Raw genomic sequence first — 12914 nt, 5'->3', positions numbered from 1 at the left:
GAACCGCGCGACCGGTCACAACGGTCCCGCAGCCGCCCGCGATCAGGCGCTGCCGGCCGCCGGGGCGGCGACGGGAGCGGTGCCCCCGGCGTCCGAACGGTGCCCGGCGAGCACGCCGGTCCGCTGCCGCTGGATGACCACGGGATCGGGCATCGGCTGCATCGACCGCATCGCTGCGTCGGCCTGGATCCGCCGCATCCGTCGAGCGTCCGGCCGTCGGATCCGGGCGCCCCGTCGGCGCTCCGCCGTCACTCCTTACGAGTGGGACAACTGCCCAGCTCCGCCCCGTCGGCGTATTCGCTCCTGCGCACGCTCGGCGGTGCGCGCCTGCCGTCGGGCGCGGCGCCGCTCGCGTCGCAGGGCCCGTGCCGTGCTGCTCGGCATGGACACCACGCCGTTGCGCTGGTTCCAGACCTGACGCGTCACCCACACGTCGAGCGCTCCCCAGGTCGCCACGATCGTGCTGACCACGCTGCTGATCACCATGGGGAACGCCAGCCAGGACCCGGCCATCGTGCACAGGAAGGCCACCATGGCCTGAATCAGCGTCAGAGCGATCAGGATTACCGCCCGCACGGCGGCCGTCCGTACCGGATCCGGCAACCGGCGCCGTCGCGCAGGCTCCTCGATCCACAGGGGCCGGTAGTACTGCCGTTCGCGCACATCACGGACCTCCGCGTGGGCCTGAACTCCCGTCTCTCGAGCCGTGATCTCCGCCTCGCCAGCCGGATTGTCGCGATCAGTCGCTTCGGCCTGACGCGCCGTCACTTGCACCCCACCCGCCCTGGGCGCTCCGCGCCGCTCCGCCGTGCCCGTCACCGTGTCACTCCCCACCGCCAGCAGACTGCTCGCTCGCATCCGAAGCCCCGTGCTTCCCAGCGGCTGCCCGGCTTGCGCTGTTTTACGCCGCCCGGATGCGAGATGCGGCTCCTGTGGCCGATTCCGTCCCCATTTCCCGTAGAGAAGGACGAACAACCCGCCATGAAGATTCCCAGAAACCGAAAAATTTCAGCCAACCGCCCGGGCGGTCCACGGGCCTTGACCCGCGCGGCCACCATCGGTTTCGGGGAGACAACTCCCGTAATGCCCGGACAACTCCGCATGCCTCGTGGCTGGCGCGGAAGTTCACCTTCCGGACCGGCCTTCGAGTTCCCTGGGCGTCGGTAGTAGGCTCGCGCCGTTTGTTGACGCACATGTGTACCCCCGGTAGCCGGGGGCCCGAGCTGGGGGAGGCCATGCGCTTTCGCGGGAAGTCCATCCGCCGGAAGATCGTGGCGCTGCTTCTCGTGCCGCTGGTGTCCCTGACCGCGATCTGGGCCTTCGCCACGGTGCTGACGGGACGTGAGGCGGGCGACCTGTTCAACGTGTCGTCCGTGGTGGAGAAGATCGGCTATCCCATCGAGGACACCGTCCGTGTCCTCCAGGAGGAACGCCGCCAGACCCTCGTCTACCTCGCCGACCCCCGAGCCTCCGACGGGCTCGCCGCGCTCCGGCGCAGCCGGACGGCCACCGACGAGGCCGTCGGCGGCATCCGCGACAACGCCCGGAATCCGGACGTGCGCGACGCGATGGGTGCCGACACCGACGAGCGGCTGACCGCGGTCCTGGACGCCTTCGAAGGCATCGAGTCGCTGCGCCGCAGCGTCGAGGACGGCACCGTCAACCGCTCCCAGGCCCTCGACCTCTACAACCGGCTGGTCGACCCGTGTTACGTCCTGCTCGCCAACCTCCACGTCGTCGACAACGTGGAACTGGACAAGCAGTACCGCGCCCTGGTCAATCTCGCCCGCGCCCGCGAACTGCTCTCCCGCGAGGACGCCCTCCTCGGCTCCGCCCTGATCGTCGGCAGGATCTCCCACTCCGAAGAGCGCGACGTCTCCGACCTCGTGGCCCAGCGCACCCTGATGTACGACACCAGCCTCCCGCTGCTGCCCGTCTCGGAACGCGACCGCTACGAGAGCTTCTGGAAGAACGCCTCCACCGCTCCGCTGCGCGTGGCCGAGGAAGCGGCCGTCTCCTCCACCGGCGGAACACCGCGCGGCGTCACAGCCAAGAGCTGGGACAGCGCCGCCGGCAACGTGCTCGACGAACTCGGCACGCTCAACGACCAGGCCAACGACCGCTACCAGAACCGCGTCGAACCGGTGGCCATGGGCGTCATCGCCAAGGCTGTCATCGCCGGCGTACTCGGTCTGCTCGCTCTCCTGGTCTCCCTCTTCCTGTCCGTGCGCGTCGGCCGCACCCTCATCCGCGATCTGCGGCAGCTGCGTCTGGAGGCCCACGAGGCGTCCGGAGTGCGGCTGCCCAGCGTGATGCGCAGGCTGTCGGCGGGTGAGCAGGTCGACGTGGAGACCGAGGTCCCGCGCCTGGAGTACGACAAGAACGAGATGGGCGAGGTCGGCCAGGCCCTCAACACCCTCCAGCGCGCCGCCGTGGAAGCCGCCGTCAAGCAGGCCGAGCTGCGAGCCGGCGTCTCCGAGGTCTTCGTCAACCTCGCGCGCCGCAGCCAGGTGCTGCTCCACAAGCAGCTCACCCTGCTCGACGCCATGGAGCGCCGGACCGAGGACACCGAGGAACTCGCCGACCTGTTCCGTCTCGACCACCTGACCACCCGCATGCGCCGGCACGCCGAGGGCCTCGTGATCCTCTCCGGCGCCGCGCCGTCCCGCCAGTGGCGCAAGCCCGTCCAGCTCATGGACGTCGTACGCGCCGCCGTCGCCGAGGTCGAGGACTACGAGCGCATCGAGGTCCGCCGTCTTCCGCGGATCGCCGTCACCGGCCCGGCCGTCGCCGACATCACGCATCTCGTGGCGGAACTCCTGGAGAACGCCACGGTCTTCTCGCCGCCGCACACGGCCGTCCAGGTCCTGGGCGAGCGGGTCGCCAACGGCTTCACCCTGGAGATCCACGACCGTGGCCTCGGCATGGCAGCCGAAGCGCTCCTGGACGCCAACCTCCGGCTCGCCGAGACCCCCGAGTTCGAGCTGTCCGACACCGACCGGCTCGGCCTGTTCGTGGTCAGCCGGCTCGCCCAGCGGCAGAACGTCCGCGTCTCCTTGCAGCCCTCTCCGTACGGCGGCACGACCGCCGTCGTCTTCCTCCCGGACGCCCTGCTGACGGACGACGTCCCGGACACGAACGGCATCGGGTTCCGGCTCGACCGCCCCCAGCTGGCCAAGGAGAGCGAGCCGCAGGACAGCCGCCGTGCCGCGCTGTCCCTGGGATCCGCGCAACGGCCCGGCCTGCCGGCCTCCCTCCTGGACGGACCGGTGGAGCTGGAGGCTCCCGTCGACCTGGACGCCGTCGGCGACTTCCCCGGCGCTCTCGAGGACGAGGACAGCGGACACGGCGGCCTGTTCCGTCCCCGCCCCTCCCTCACCCGCGCCCCGGATGAGGCGGCCGGCCGCCGCCCCGGTCCGCACCAGGCCGCCGACGCCCACAGCACACCCGACCGGACGGACACCGAAGACGAGCCGGGCGCCCCGGTCCAGCTGCCGCGCCGCCACACCCCGAAGCTGGTCAGCTCGCACGGGCGCCCGGTCACCGAGCAGCACTCTCGGCGCGGGAAGACGGATGAGGAGACCGGCAGGGGCACCGGCCGACCGGAGTCGGGTGGCGGCTCGTCCCCGCTCCCGTCGCGTCGCCGGGGCGACGACTCCGTGACCGGCGGGGCCGCGGGCCGGTCCGGGCCGGAGCCCGCGCTTCCGGTCCGCCGCCGCAGCGAGGACCCCTCGAACGACGGCCGGCGAGGCGAAGCCCAGCCGGACGCACCGCCGCCCCTGCCGGCCCGCCGTCGGGGGGCGGAGTCCGGTCGCCGCGGCATCGGCGCGGCCGGCCGGAACGACGAGCACACCGCATCACCGGCTTCGTCCGGCGCCGGGGCGGAACCGCCCGGTCTGCCCACGCGGACGCGCCGCTCGGAGATCGCATCGAGCGGCCCGGACGGCCCCGACCGTCGCTCCGGCCCCCTGCCGGAGGCCACCGGTGGTCCCGCGCGCCGGGTGACCGGGTCCGGTGCCACGCCTCAGGAGACGGGCTCGGCTCCCGGCTCCGCACGACGGGGACAGGGCCCCGGCTCCGCACCGCACGAGCCTCGCTCCGGCACCGCGCCGCTGCCCCGGCGGGTCCGCCAGGCCAATCTGGCTCCGCAGCTGAAGCGGGGGTCGGAGCCGCGTACCGAGGACAGAGCCGAGTCCGTCGAACGCGACGCCGACGAGGTACGCAGCCGTATGGCCTCGCTCCAGCGCGGCTGGCAGCGCGGCCGCGAGGAGAACGCAACGGGCGATGCCGCCCACAGCGGCACAGCACGACAAGGAACGACAGAGGGGGACGGTCGATGACCGCACCGAAGGCCACCGGCCACACCGCGACCAACAAGGGGGAGCTGAACTGGCTCCTCGACGACCTGGTGGACCGCGTCGCGAGCATCCGCAAGGCCCTCGTGCTCTCCGGCGACGGCTTGCCGACCGGGGTGTCCAGGGACCTGACCAGGGAGGACAGCGAGCATCTGGCTGCCGTCGCCTCCGGGTTCCACAGCCTCGCCAAGGGCGTGGGACGCCACTTCGAGGCCGGCAGCGTCCGCCAGACGGTCGTCGAGCTCGACGACGCCTTCCTGTTCGTGACGGCCGCCGGCGACGGCAGCTGCCTCGCCGTCCTCTCGGACGCCGACTCGGACGTCGGCCAGGTCGCCTACGAGATGACGCTCCTGGTGAAGCGAGTGGGTGTGCATCTCGGCGCCGCTCCGCGCACCGATCTGCCCGCAGGCGGGTAGTGGGATGACATGAGCGCTGACGGTCAGGGAAGAAGGCACTGGTTCGACGACGAGGCCGGACCGGTCGTCCGTCCGTACGCCATGACGCGCGGCCGCACCAGCAGCCAGGGCCAGCACCGTCTGGACCTGATCGCGGTCGTGGTCACGGAACCGCACGCGGACGACCCGGAAGCGGACCACATGCTCGCCCCGGAGCATGTGGACATCGTCGAACTGTGTCGTGACGCCCCGCAGTCGGTCGCCGAACTCGCAGCGGAACTCGACCTGCCGATCGGGGTGGTACGGGTCCTTGTCGGAGATCTCGTGGACGCGGAGTTCGTCCATGTGAACCGGCCCGTACCCCCTGCCGAACTGCCGGACGAGAGTATTCTGCGCGACGTGATCAACGGCCTCCGGGCGCTGTGAGCAGCGCGGAAGCGGGGTACTGACGTGACTGGCCGGCAGTTCCGGGTCGACCGAGGTGCCCGCAACGCCGACGCGGCCGTCGAGGGCGTCCGCACCCTGCTGGGCGACGTACTCGTCATCGAATCCCCAGGCGGCGGAGGCTACGGCCCGCCGTCGCCCGACCCCCATCAAGCAGGAGAAGAGACCGATGATCTTCGGGCGTTCTGAGCGTGGCAAGCCTCCGGTCGAGCCCGTCACGCTCAAGATCCTGGTGGCCGGCGGCTTCGGCGTGGGCAAGACCACGCTCGTCGGCGCGGTCAGCGAGATCCGGCCGCTGCGCACCGAGGAACTGCTCACCGAGGCCGGGCGCCCGGTCGACGACACCAGCGGTGTGGAAGGCAAGCACACCACGACCGTGGCCATGGACTTCGGCCGCATCACGCTCCGCGAGGACCTGGTGCTGTACCTCTTCGGCACGCCCGGCCAGGAGCGGTTCTGGTTCATGTGGGACGAGCTCTCGGAGGGCGCGCTGGGTGCCGTCGTGCTGGCCGACACCCGCCGCCTGGAGGACTCCTTCGCCGCCGTCGACTACTTCGAACGGCGCTCGATACCGTTCCTCGTCGGCGTCAACTGCTTCGAGGGCGCCCCGCGTTACCCGGTCGAAGACGTGCGTCAGGCCCTCGACCTCGACGACGGCGTGCCGCTCATGATGTGCGACGCCCGCGACCGCGAATCCGTCAAGGAAGCACTCATCGGCGTCGTCCAGCACGCGATGGCGTACGCGGCCGACCGCCGCCAGACGGTGACCACCTGACGCTCGGCCGACCGGCGGGCGCGGACCGTACCCCCGCCGACAGGGGTACGGTCCGCAGTCCGGAAACGCCGCTCCACGCACGCGTGGGCGAGGATGAGCCCCCCCGCGCGCGTGGCTAGCTGTCGCCGTCCTCCTCCCAGCCGAAGCTCTTCTCCACGGCCTTGCGCCAGTTGTGGTGCTCGCGGTCCCGCACCGACGCGTCCATGGACGGCGTCCACTCGACGTCCTTCTGCCAGTGCGCCTTGAGCTCGTCCAGGTCGTTCCAGACACCGGTGGCCAGACCGGCCGCGTACGCGGCGCCCAGACAGGTCGTCTCGGAGACCTTGGGCCGCACGACCGGCACGTCGAGCACGTCCGCCTGGTGCTGCATGAGCAGGTTGTTCTTCGTCATGCCGCCGTCGACCTTCAGGGTGGTGATGTGCACCCCGGAGTCCTGGTACATGGCGTCCACGACCTCGCGTGTCTGCCAGCTCGTCGCCTCCAGCACCGCGCGCGCGAGGTGCGCCTTCGTGACGTACCGGGTCAGCCCGGTGACCACGCCACGCGCGTCGGAGCGCCAGTACGGCGCGAACAGGCCCGAGAACGCCGGCACGATGTACGCGCCGCCGTTGTCCTCCACGCTCGCGGCCAGGGGCTCGATCTCGTCGGCGGTACGGATGATGCCGAGCTGGTCGCGGAACCACTGGACCAGCGCGCCCGTTATGGCTATCGACCCCTCCAGGCAGTAGACCGGCGCCTCACTCCCGATCTTGTACCCCATGGTCGTCAGCAGACCGCTCTTCGAGGACACCGGGCGGTTGCCGGTGTTGAGCAGCAGGAAGCTTCCCGTGCCGTACGTGTTCTTCGCCGTGCCGACGTCGTAGCAGGCCTGGCCGAACACGGCTGCCTGCTGGTCGCCCAGCGCGGAGGCGACGGGTACGCCGGCGAGCTGGCCGAGGGCGGTGCCGTACACCTCGGCGGAGGACTTGATCTCGGGCAGCATCGCCTCGGGGATGTTCATCGCGGAGAGGATCGAGGAGTCCCACTGGAGGGTCTCCAGGTTCATCAGCATGGTGCGCCCGGCGTTGGTCACGTCGGTGACGTGCTGCCCGCCGTCCGTGCCGCCGGTGAGGTTCCAGATCAGCCAGGAGTCCATCGTTCCGAAGGCGATCTCACCGCGCTCGGCACGCGTCCGGAGATCCGGCACATTGTCGAGCAGCCAGGCCGCCTTGGGCCCGGAGAAGTAGGTGGCCAGCGGCAGACCCGTCTGCTCGCGGAAGCGGTCCTGCCCCTCCGAGCCGCCCAGCTGGTTGCACAGCGCCGCCGTCCGCGTGTCCTGCCACACGATGGCGTTGTGCACCGGCTTCCCCGTCGCACGGTCCCACAAGAGGGTCGTCTCGCGCTGGTTGGTGATTCCCATCGCGCTCAGCTGGTCGGCGCGCAGCCCGGCCTTGGCGAGCGCCCCGGCGACCACGGCCTGCACCTTGGACCAGATCTCGGTGGCGTCGTGCTCCACCCACCCGGGTTTCGGGAAGATCTGACGGTGCTCGCGCTGGTCAACGGCGACGATGGCGCCGTCCTGGTTGAAGACGATGCAGCGGCTGGAGGTGGTGCCCTGGTCGATTGCGGCGACGTACTTCTCGGAGTTGTCCGTCATGGCTACCCCTTGGGCTGGTTCAGAAGGCTGCGTTGTAGATGAGGCCACCCAGTACTCCGCCGATCAGCGGTCCGACGACCGGGATCCACGAGTAGCCCCAGTCGGAACTTCCCTTGTTCGGAATCGGCAGGACGGAGTGGATGATGCGCGGGCCGAGGTCACGCGCCGGGTTGATGGCATAGCCCGTGGGGCCACCCAGGGACAGGCCGATGCCGACGACCAGGAGCGCCACGAGGAGGATCGCGATGCCGGACCCGTAGATGCCCTCGGCGCCGGGGACCAGCCCGATGCCGATGCCCTCGACGTGCCTGTTGTTACCGACCAGGGCGAGGAGCGGCAGCACCAGGGCGATGGTGGCGAGGATCTCGGTGACCAGGTTGGCCACCGGGTTCCGGATCTCGGGGATCGTGGAGAAGATGCCCAGCGTCGGAACGGGTTCGTCCAGCGTGCCCTCCGTGGTGCCCGTCTGCCGTACGTTGGCCTGGAACTGGGCGAAGTACACGAGGTAGGCCAGGACGGCCCCGATCATGGCGCCGGCCATCTGCCCCAGCACGTAGATCCAGACCTTGTCCCACACGCCGGTGTCGATGGCGATGCCGAAGGTGACGGCCGGGTTCAGGTGCCCTCCGGAGAGGGGAGCGGCGGTGTACGCGCCGGCCAGCACGCCGAAGCCCCAGCCGAACGCGATCACCACCCACCCGGCGGCCCGGGCTTTGGAGAACCTGAGGGTGACGGCGGCGCACACACCGGCGCCGAACAGGATCAGGATCGCCGTACCGATCATCTCGCCGAAGAAGATGTCTACGTTGCTCATGGCGGCTCCTAGGCCAGGCCCGGGGACGATCCGCCCCGGTCCTCACGTGCAGGGTGCGTTTCCCATGGCTACTTCAGCCGGAGGCAGGAGATCCCGCGCCCCGCCCGGCATCCGTGACGAGCGTGCCGTCGCAGCCGAATCGCCCGTGGGGGAAAGGGCCTTGGCGCAGGCGCGCCCTCGCGCCGCAGTGCCGGATACGCCGAGTATGTACGGCGATGTCGACTGACACCGGAAGTGTTCACCGGCACCCAGGGGGCGTCAAGGTCGCCGACCGCAACGGTTGACGGCCATGTGACGTCGACCGGGTCTGCCGGGCCGGCTGGCCGGTTGCACGGCCCTGGCGGCGCCCGGTCGGGTCGTTGTTCAGATCTGGTCGGGGGCTGCGCGGGCCTCGGTGAGCCGCGCGAGCCTTGCTGGTGGTGTCGTCCGGCCTCCGCTGAACTCCGCCGTGGGCGAGCGCCCAGCGTTTCTGACTCCTCGCTTGTTAGCCACCAGCATCCACCTGACCTGGCGGTCTCTCAACCGGACAGGTGGAGGCCCGGTCCCGGCCCCGTACAGGGGGCGTCCGGGCGGGCCGGAGCAGTGCCGAGGCGCCCGCCCTCCCCGACAGGGCCACAACCCGACTGGCGCCCGTACGGACCCCGTCTGCCCCCCGAGGCTCCGATGGGCACCAGCCCGCCCCAGGAGTCCGGTACGTCCCTCTCAGCCCCCACCCGGCTCCGCCACCCCACACGGCGCGGGGACCGGGGCCGGCGTCGCCTCGGCGCCGCGGCGGGTCTCATACCCGGGCATGCCCGCTCGGCCCAGCACCCAACTCGCTCCGTGCAACCCCTTCGCGACCTTCTTCAGTGGCGCCAGGCAGGCCGCCGCCTGCCGGTGATCGGTCACGCTGCCCGGCGCGCACACCACCGTGGCGAGCGACAGGGTGACCGGCCGGCCGCCTGCCGACCACGGGGCGTCCAGCACGGACGCGGCCAGCGGATCGAGGCCCTCCGGTTCTGCGAGCACCAGGAAGTCGTCGCCGCCGATATGGCCGACGCGGGTGCCGTCCGTCGCGGCCTGCTGCAACGCACGCCCCACCGCCCGGATCAGCTCGTCGCCCGCCGCGAACCCGGCACCGTCGTTGACCTGCTTGAAGTGGTCGACGTCCAGCCAGCTCAGGGCGAACGCCCGCCCGGACGCGATCCGCCGGTCCACCTCACCGGTGATCGCGTCCGAGCCGGGCAGACGTGTGAGCGGATTGAGCCCCGCCGCCTCCTCCACCCGCGTCTCGGCCAGTGCGCGCACGAGATCCGCGAGCCGTACGACGCCCACGCACCGCCCGTGCCTGTCCACGACGGCGACATCGTCCGACGTACGGTCCCGTCCGCCGACCGCCACGACGTCCAGCACCTCCCAGGCGGTGGCGTCGGAGCCCACCGTCCGCGGTGGGTCGCCCAGCTTGGCCGCGGGCCGGTCGGCGTACAGGGCGTGCCCGTAGCGCCCCGACATCGACAGCAGGAAGCGGGACCGGTGCACCGACCGGACCGGCACTCCGGCGGTGTCCACGAGCAGCACCCCGGACACGTCCGGCGACCCGGTCAGCAGCGCCCGCACCTGCCCCGCGGACGCCGTGGCGGGCAGCAGCGCGGCGGGTCGCACGAACTCCCGCACCGACGGCCCGGACCGCGGCACGGCCACATCACCGGGGGAGCGGGGCGGAACGTAGACGTCCGCGGCGGGCAGCCGGGCCGGCGGTGCGAACAGCTCGCCCTGTGCCAGCTGTGCCCCGGCCGCCAGTGCCCCCGCGCACTGCCCCTCGGTCTCCACGCCCTCGACAGCCAGGAGGGCCCCCAACTCGTCGCACAGCGTCCGCATCGACCGCACCACCGCCGGCCGTGCCAGCAGCGACGCGTCCAGCTTCACCAGGTCGGGCGTGACGTCCGAGAGGAGCCGCAAGGGCACGTCTCCGTCCCCGACACCGTCCGCGCAGATCCGGAAGCCCTGCCCGCGCAGCCTGGAGACCGCCTCCAGCAGGGCCCGCTGCGGCACGTGCGTGTACGGCGGGCAGACGTCGATCGTCACCTCCCACGGCAGCCGCCCCGCCTCGCGCACGGCGTCGTGCAGCGAAGGGAGCCCCCCGAGGTCGGCGAGAGTGCCGGCGAACACGTTGATGAACAGCGGCAGCAGGGTCTCCTTGCGCACCGCCGCCCGGACCGCCGACACCGCGAGCCGGCTGTCGAGCTCGGGATCCCGGCGGGCCTCGGCCAGGATGTCGCCGCTCTCCGGGCGGGCGAGTATCTCCAGTCCCGCGACCGCGCCGGTCGTCAGATTGATCACCGGTTGGAAGGCGAAGCGGAGAGTGTCCGTCCAGGAGTGCACGGGAGCATGATGACTCCGCCGGCGCATGCCCAAGCCCAGTTCATGAGACGTTCACGCAGGATTCCGGGGTGGTCACACAGCGTATGCCGAGGCCCGGTGCCGACCGCGCCGTCAGCGCCCGCCCCGGCACCGCCTCGTGCCAGGTCCGGCACCCCCTGTCACGCCTTTCTGACCCACCCGTCGTGTCCCAGCAACGCCCCCAAAGCCGTGTCCGGCACCGACTCAGTGCCGCGCCCCAGCACCGCGCCCAAGCCGCGCCCCCAGGCCGCGCCCCCGAGCCGTGTCCGGCACGGCCCCCTGCCGAGCCCGACACCCTGGCTCACCGCACCGCGATCACAGCCGACCCGTGCCCGAACAACCCCTGGTTCACACTGATGCCCACGCGTGCTCCCGCGACCTGCCGGACACCCGCCTCGCCCCGCAACTGCCAGGCCAGCTCACACACCTGGGCTATCGCCTGCGCGGGAACGGCCTCGCCGAAGGAGGCCAGGCCACCACTGGCGTTCACCGGTATTCGCCCGCCCAGGGCCGTCGCCCCGTCCCGCAGCAGCTTCACGCCCTCACCTTCACCGCACAGCCCCAGGTCCTCGTACCACTGCAACTCGAGCGCCGTGGACAGGTCGTAGACCTCGGCCAGCGACATGTCCTCCGGCCCGACTCCCGCCTCCTCGTAAGCCGCCCGGGCGATGGACACCCGGAACGTCTCGCCGGGCGGATCGACCGCCACCGCGGAATCCGTGGCGATGTCCGGCAGGTCCAGAACCGTGTTCGGGTATCGCGGCGTCACCGTCGACACGGCCCGGATCCGCACCGGATCCGCATGGCCCTGCCGCCGCGCGAACTCCAGGCTGGAGAGCACCAACGCGGCGCCGCCGTCGGAGGTCGCGCAGATGTCCAGCAGCCGCAGCGGATCGGCGACCACGGCGGAGGCGGCGACCTCTTCGGCGGTGACCCGCTTCCGGTAGCGCGCGTTGGGGTTCAGCGCTCCCATCGCCGCGTTCTTCACCTTCACCTGTGCGAAGTCGTCCGGGGTGTCACCGTGCACGGCCATGCGCCTGCGGGCGTAGAGCCCGAAGTACACGGGGTTGGTCGCCCCGAGAACCCGGAACCGCAGCCAGTCGGGATCGTCGGCCCGGTCTCCCCCCGCAGGACGGAAGAATCCCTTGGGAGCGGCGTCTGCTCCCACCACGAGCACCACATCGGCGAGCCCGGAGAGGATCTGGGCCCGCGCGGTGTCCACGGCCTGGGCCCCGGACGCGCACGCCGCGTACACGCTCGTGACCCGGGCCCCTTGCCAGCCCAGTGCTTTCGCGAACGTCGCTCCGGCGACATACCCGGGATAACCGCCACGGACGGTGTCCGCGCCGACGACCGAACCGATGTCCCGCCAGTCCAGCCCGGCGTCGGTGAGCGCCGCGCGGGCGGCTGCGACGCCGTACTCGACGAAGTTCCGACCCCACTTGCCCCAGGGGTGCATGCCCGCGCCCAGCACCGCCACCTCGCCCTTCACGCCTTCACCCCCGTCGGCCGCCAGTGCCACGTCGTCCAGGTCGTTTCCGCGTCCTCGTGGAGCACGCCGGGCACGACCTCCACCTCCATGCCCACCGCCAGATCCTCGACGGTGACCCCGGGAGCCGCCTGTCCCAGCACCACGATCCGCTCGGCCTCCAGCTCCACAGCGATCAACGCGTACGGCTCCCACGAGAGTTCCGGATCGCTCACATAGGGTGACGGCGGCCGGTACCGGCTGTCCGTGTACGACCAGACGCGGCCACGCCGCGACAGCGGGACCTCCGCCAACTCTCCGCCCCCGCAGGCGGGGTTGCGGCAGTGATGGTCCTCGCGAGGGAAGAAGACCGAGGCGCACGCCGCGCAACGCGTACCGAGCAGCCGGAAACCGTCCCCCTCCCCGGCGAACCACCCCGCCACCACAGGCGTTCGTGTACGCGACACAGTGCCTCCCCGCAGACCGAATCTGACGGAACGTCAGAAGTTTGCCACGGCCCTCCGGATTTGGGCATCCCTCCCCCTGTGGGACCCACGACTTCGTCGGCGAGCGCATCGACGGCTACGCACAGCCGATCTGCGTCTCACCCGGCCGAGACGCCCTCTCCGTGATCGGCTACAGTCCGCC

Annotated in this window: 12 protein-coding genes; 5 read left to right on the top strand and 7 right to left on the bottom strand. The window is 71.4% G+C overall.

Translation table 11 applies throughout. The annotated features are described in order from the left end of the window. Window positions 1–42: 42 nt before the first annotated feature. Window positions 43–198: a hypothetical protein gene (locus CP976_RS42820; protein WP_167537226.1), complete on the bottom strand. Its 156-nt coding sequence runs from the start codon at window positions 196–198 to the stop codon at window positions 43–45. A gap of 57 nt (window positions 199–255) precedes the next feature. After that, on the bottom strand, window positions 256–858 hold the full coding sequence (locus tag CP976_RS07950) for a hypothetical protein (protein ID WP_150479701.1): 603 nt from the start codon (window positions 856–858) through the stop codon (window positions 256–258). Window positions 859–1235: 377 nt separating this feature from the next. Here CP976_RS07950 and CP976_RS07945 point away from each other — a divergent pair, with 377 nt between their 5' ends. From CP976_RS07945 to CP976_RS07925, 5 genes are read left to right on the top strand one after another with little or no spacing between them, the layout of a single operon-like run. Next, window positions 1236–4340, top strand: coding sequence for a sensor histidine kinase (locus CP976_RS07945; RefSeq protein ID WP_150479700.1), 3105 nt, complete (start codon window positions 1236–1238; stop codon window positions 4338–4340). Next, on the top strand, window positions 4337–4771 hold the full coding sequence (locus tag CP976_RS07940; RefSeq protein WP_086847999.1) for a roadblock/LC7 domain-containing protein: 435 nt from the start codon (window positions 4337–4339) through the stop codon (window positions 4769–4771). The genes CP976_RS07945 and CP976_RS07940 overlap by 4 nt, the downstream gene beginning before the upstream one ends. Window positions 4772–4780: 9 nt before the next feature. Further along, complete coding sequence (locus tag CP976_RS07935) at window positions 4781–5176, top strand: DUF742 domain-containing protein (protein WP_086847997.1); 396 nt, start codon at window positions 4781–4783, stop codon at window positions 5174–5176. 24 nt (window positions 5177–5200) lie between these two features. After that, window positions 5201–5383 (top strand): hypothetical protein, encoded by a 183-nt coding sequence (locus tag CP976_RS07930; protein ID WP_150479699.1) that lies wholly within the window; start codon window positions 5201–5203, stop codon window positions 5381–5383. Continuing rightward, window positions 5364–5969 (top strand): GTP-binding protein, encoded by a 606-nt coding sequence (locus CP976_RS07925; RefSeq protein ID WP_086561343.1) that lies wholly within the window; start codon window positions 5364–5366, stop codon window positions 5967–5969. The genes CP976_RS07930 and CP976_RS07925 overlap by 20 nt, the downstream gene beginning before the upstream one ends. A 115-nt stretch (window positions 5970–6084) precedes the next feature. Here the strand turns inward: CP976_RS07925 and glpK are convergent, their stop codons facing one another. From glpK to CP976_RS07900, 5 genes are all read right to left on the bottom strand, one after another. After that, the gene (gene glpK, locus CP976_RS07920; RefSeq protein WP_150479698.1) at window positions 6085–7605 is read right to left on the bottom strand and encodes a glycerol kinase GlpK; all 1521 of its coding nucleotides are present in this window, start codon (window positions 7603–7605) and stop codon (window positions 6085–6087) included. Between the two features lie 19 nt (window positions 7606–7624). Then, complete coding sequence (locus tag CP976_RS07915) at window positions 7625–8419, bottom strand: MIP/aquaporin family protein (protein ID WP_150479697.1); 795 nt, start codon at window positions 8417–8419, stop codon at window positions 7625–7627. 702 nt (window positions 8420–9121) lie between these two features. Beyond that, window positions 9122–10780 (bottom strand): GGDEF domain-containing protein, encoded by a 1659-nt coding sequence (locus tag CP976_RS07910; protein ID WP_150479696.1) that lies wholly within the window; start codon window positions 10778–10780, stop codon window positions 9122–9124. A 319-nt stretch (window positions 10781–11099) separates the two neighbouring features. After that, complete coding sequence (locus tag CP976_RS07905; RefSeq protein ID WP_150485269.1) at window positions 11100–12290, bottom strand: lipid-transfer protein; 1191 nt, start codon at window positions 12288–12290, stop codon at window positions 11100–11102. Continuing rightward, window positions 12287–12712 (bottom strand): Zn-ribbon domain-containing OB-fold protein, encoded by a 426-nt coding sequence (locus CP976_RS07900; RefSeq protein WP_150485270.1) that lies wholly within the window; start codon window positions 12710–12712, stop codon window positions 12287–12289. The genes CP976_RS07905 and CP976_RS07900 overlap by 4 nt, the downstream gene beginning before the upstream one ends. Window positions 12713–12914 lie beyond the last annotated feature (202 nt).

The sequence above is a fragment of the Streptomyces coeruleorubidus genome (genome assembly GCF_008705135.1).
Classification (GTDB): Bacteria; Actinomycetota; Actinomycetes; order Streptomycetales; family Streptomycetaceae; genus Streptomyces; species Streptomyces coeruleofuscus.
The sequence above is the reverse complement of the archived record's forward strand: the minus strand, read 5'-3'. Positions and strand labels throughout refer to the sequence as shown.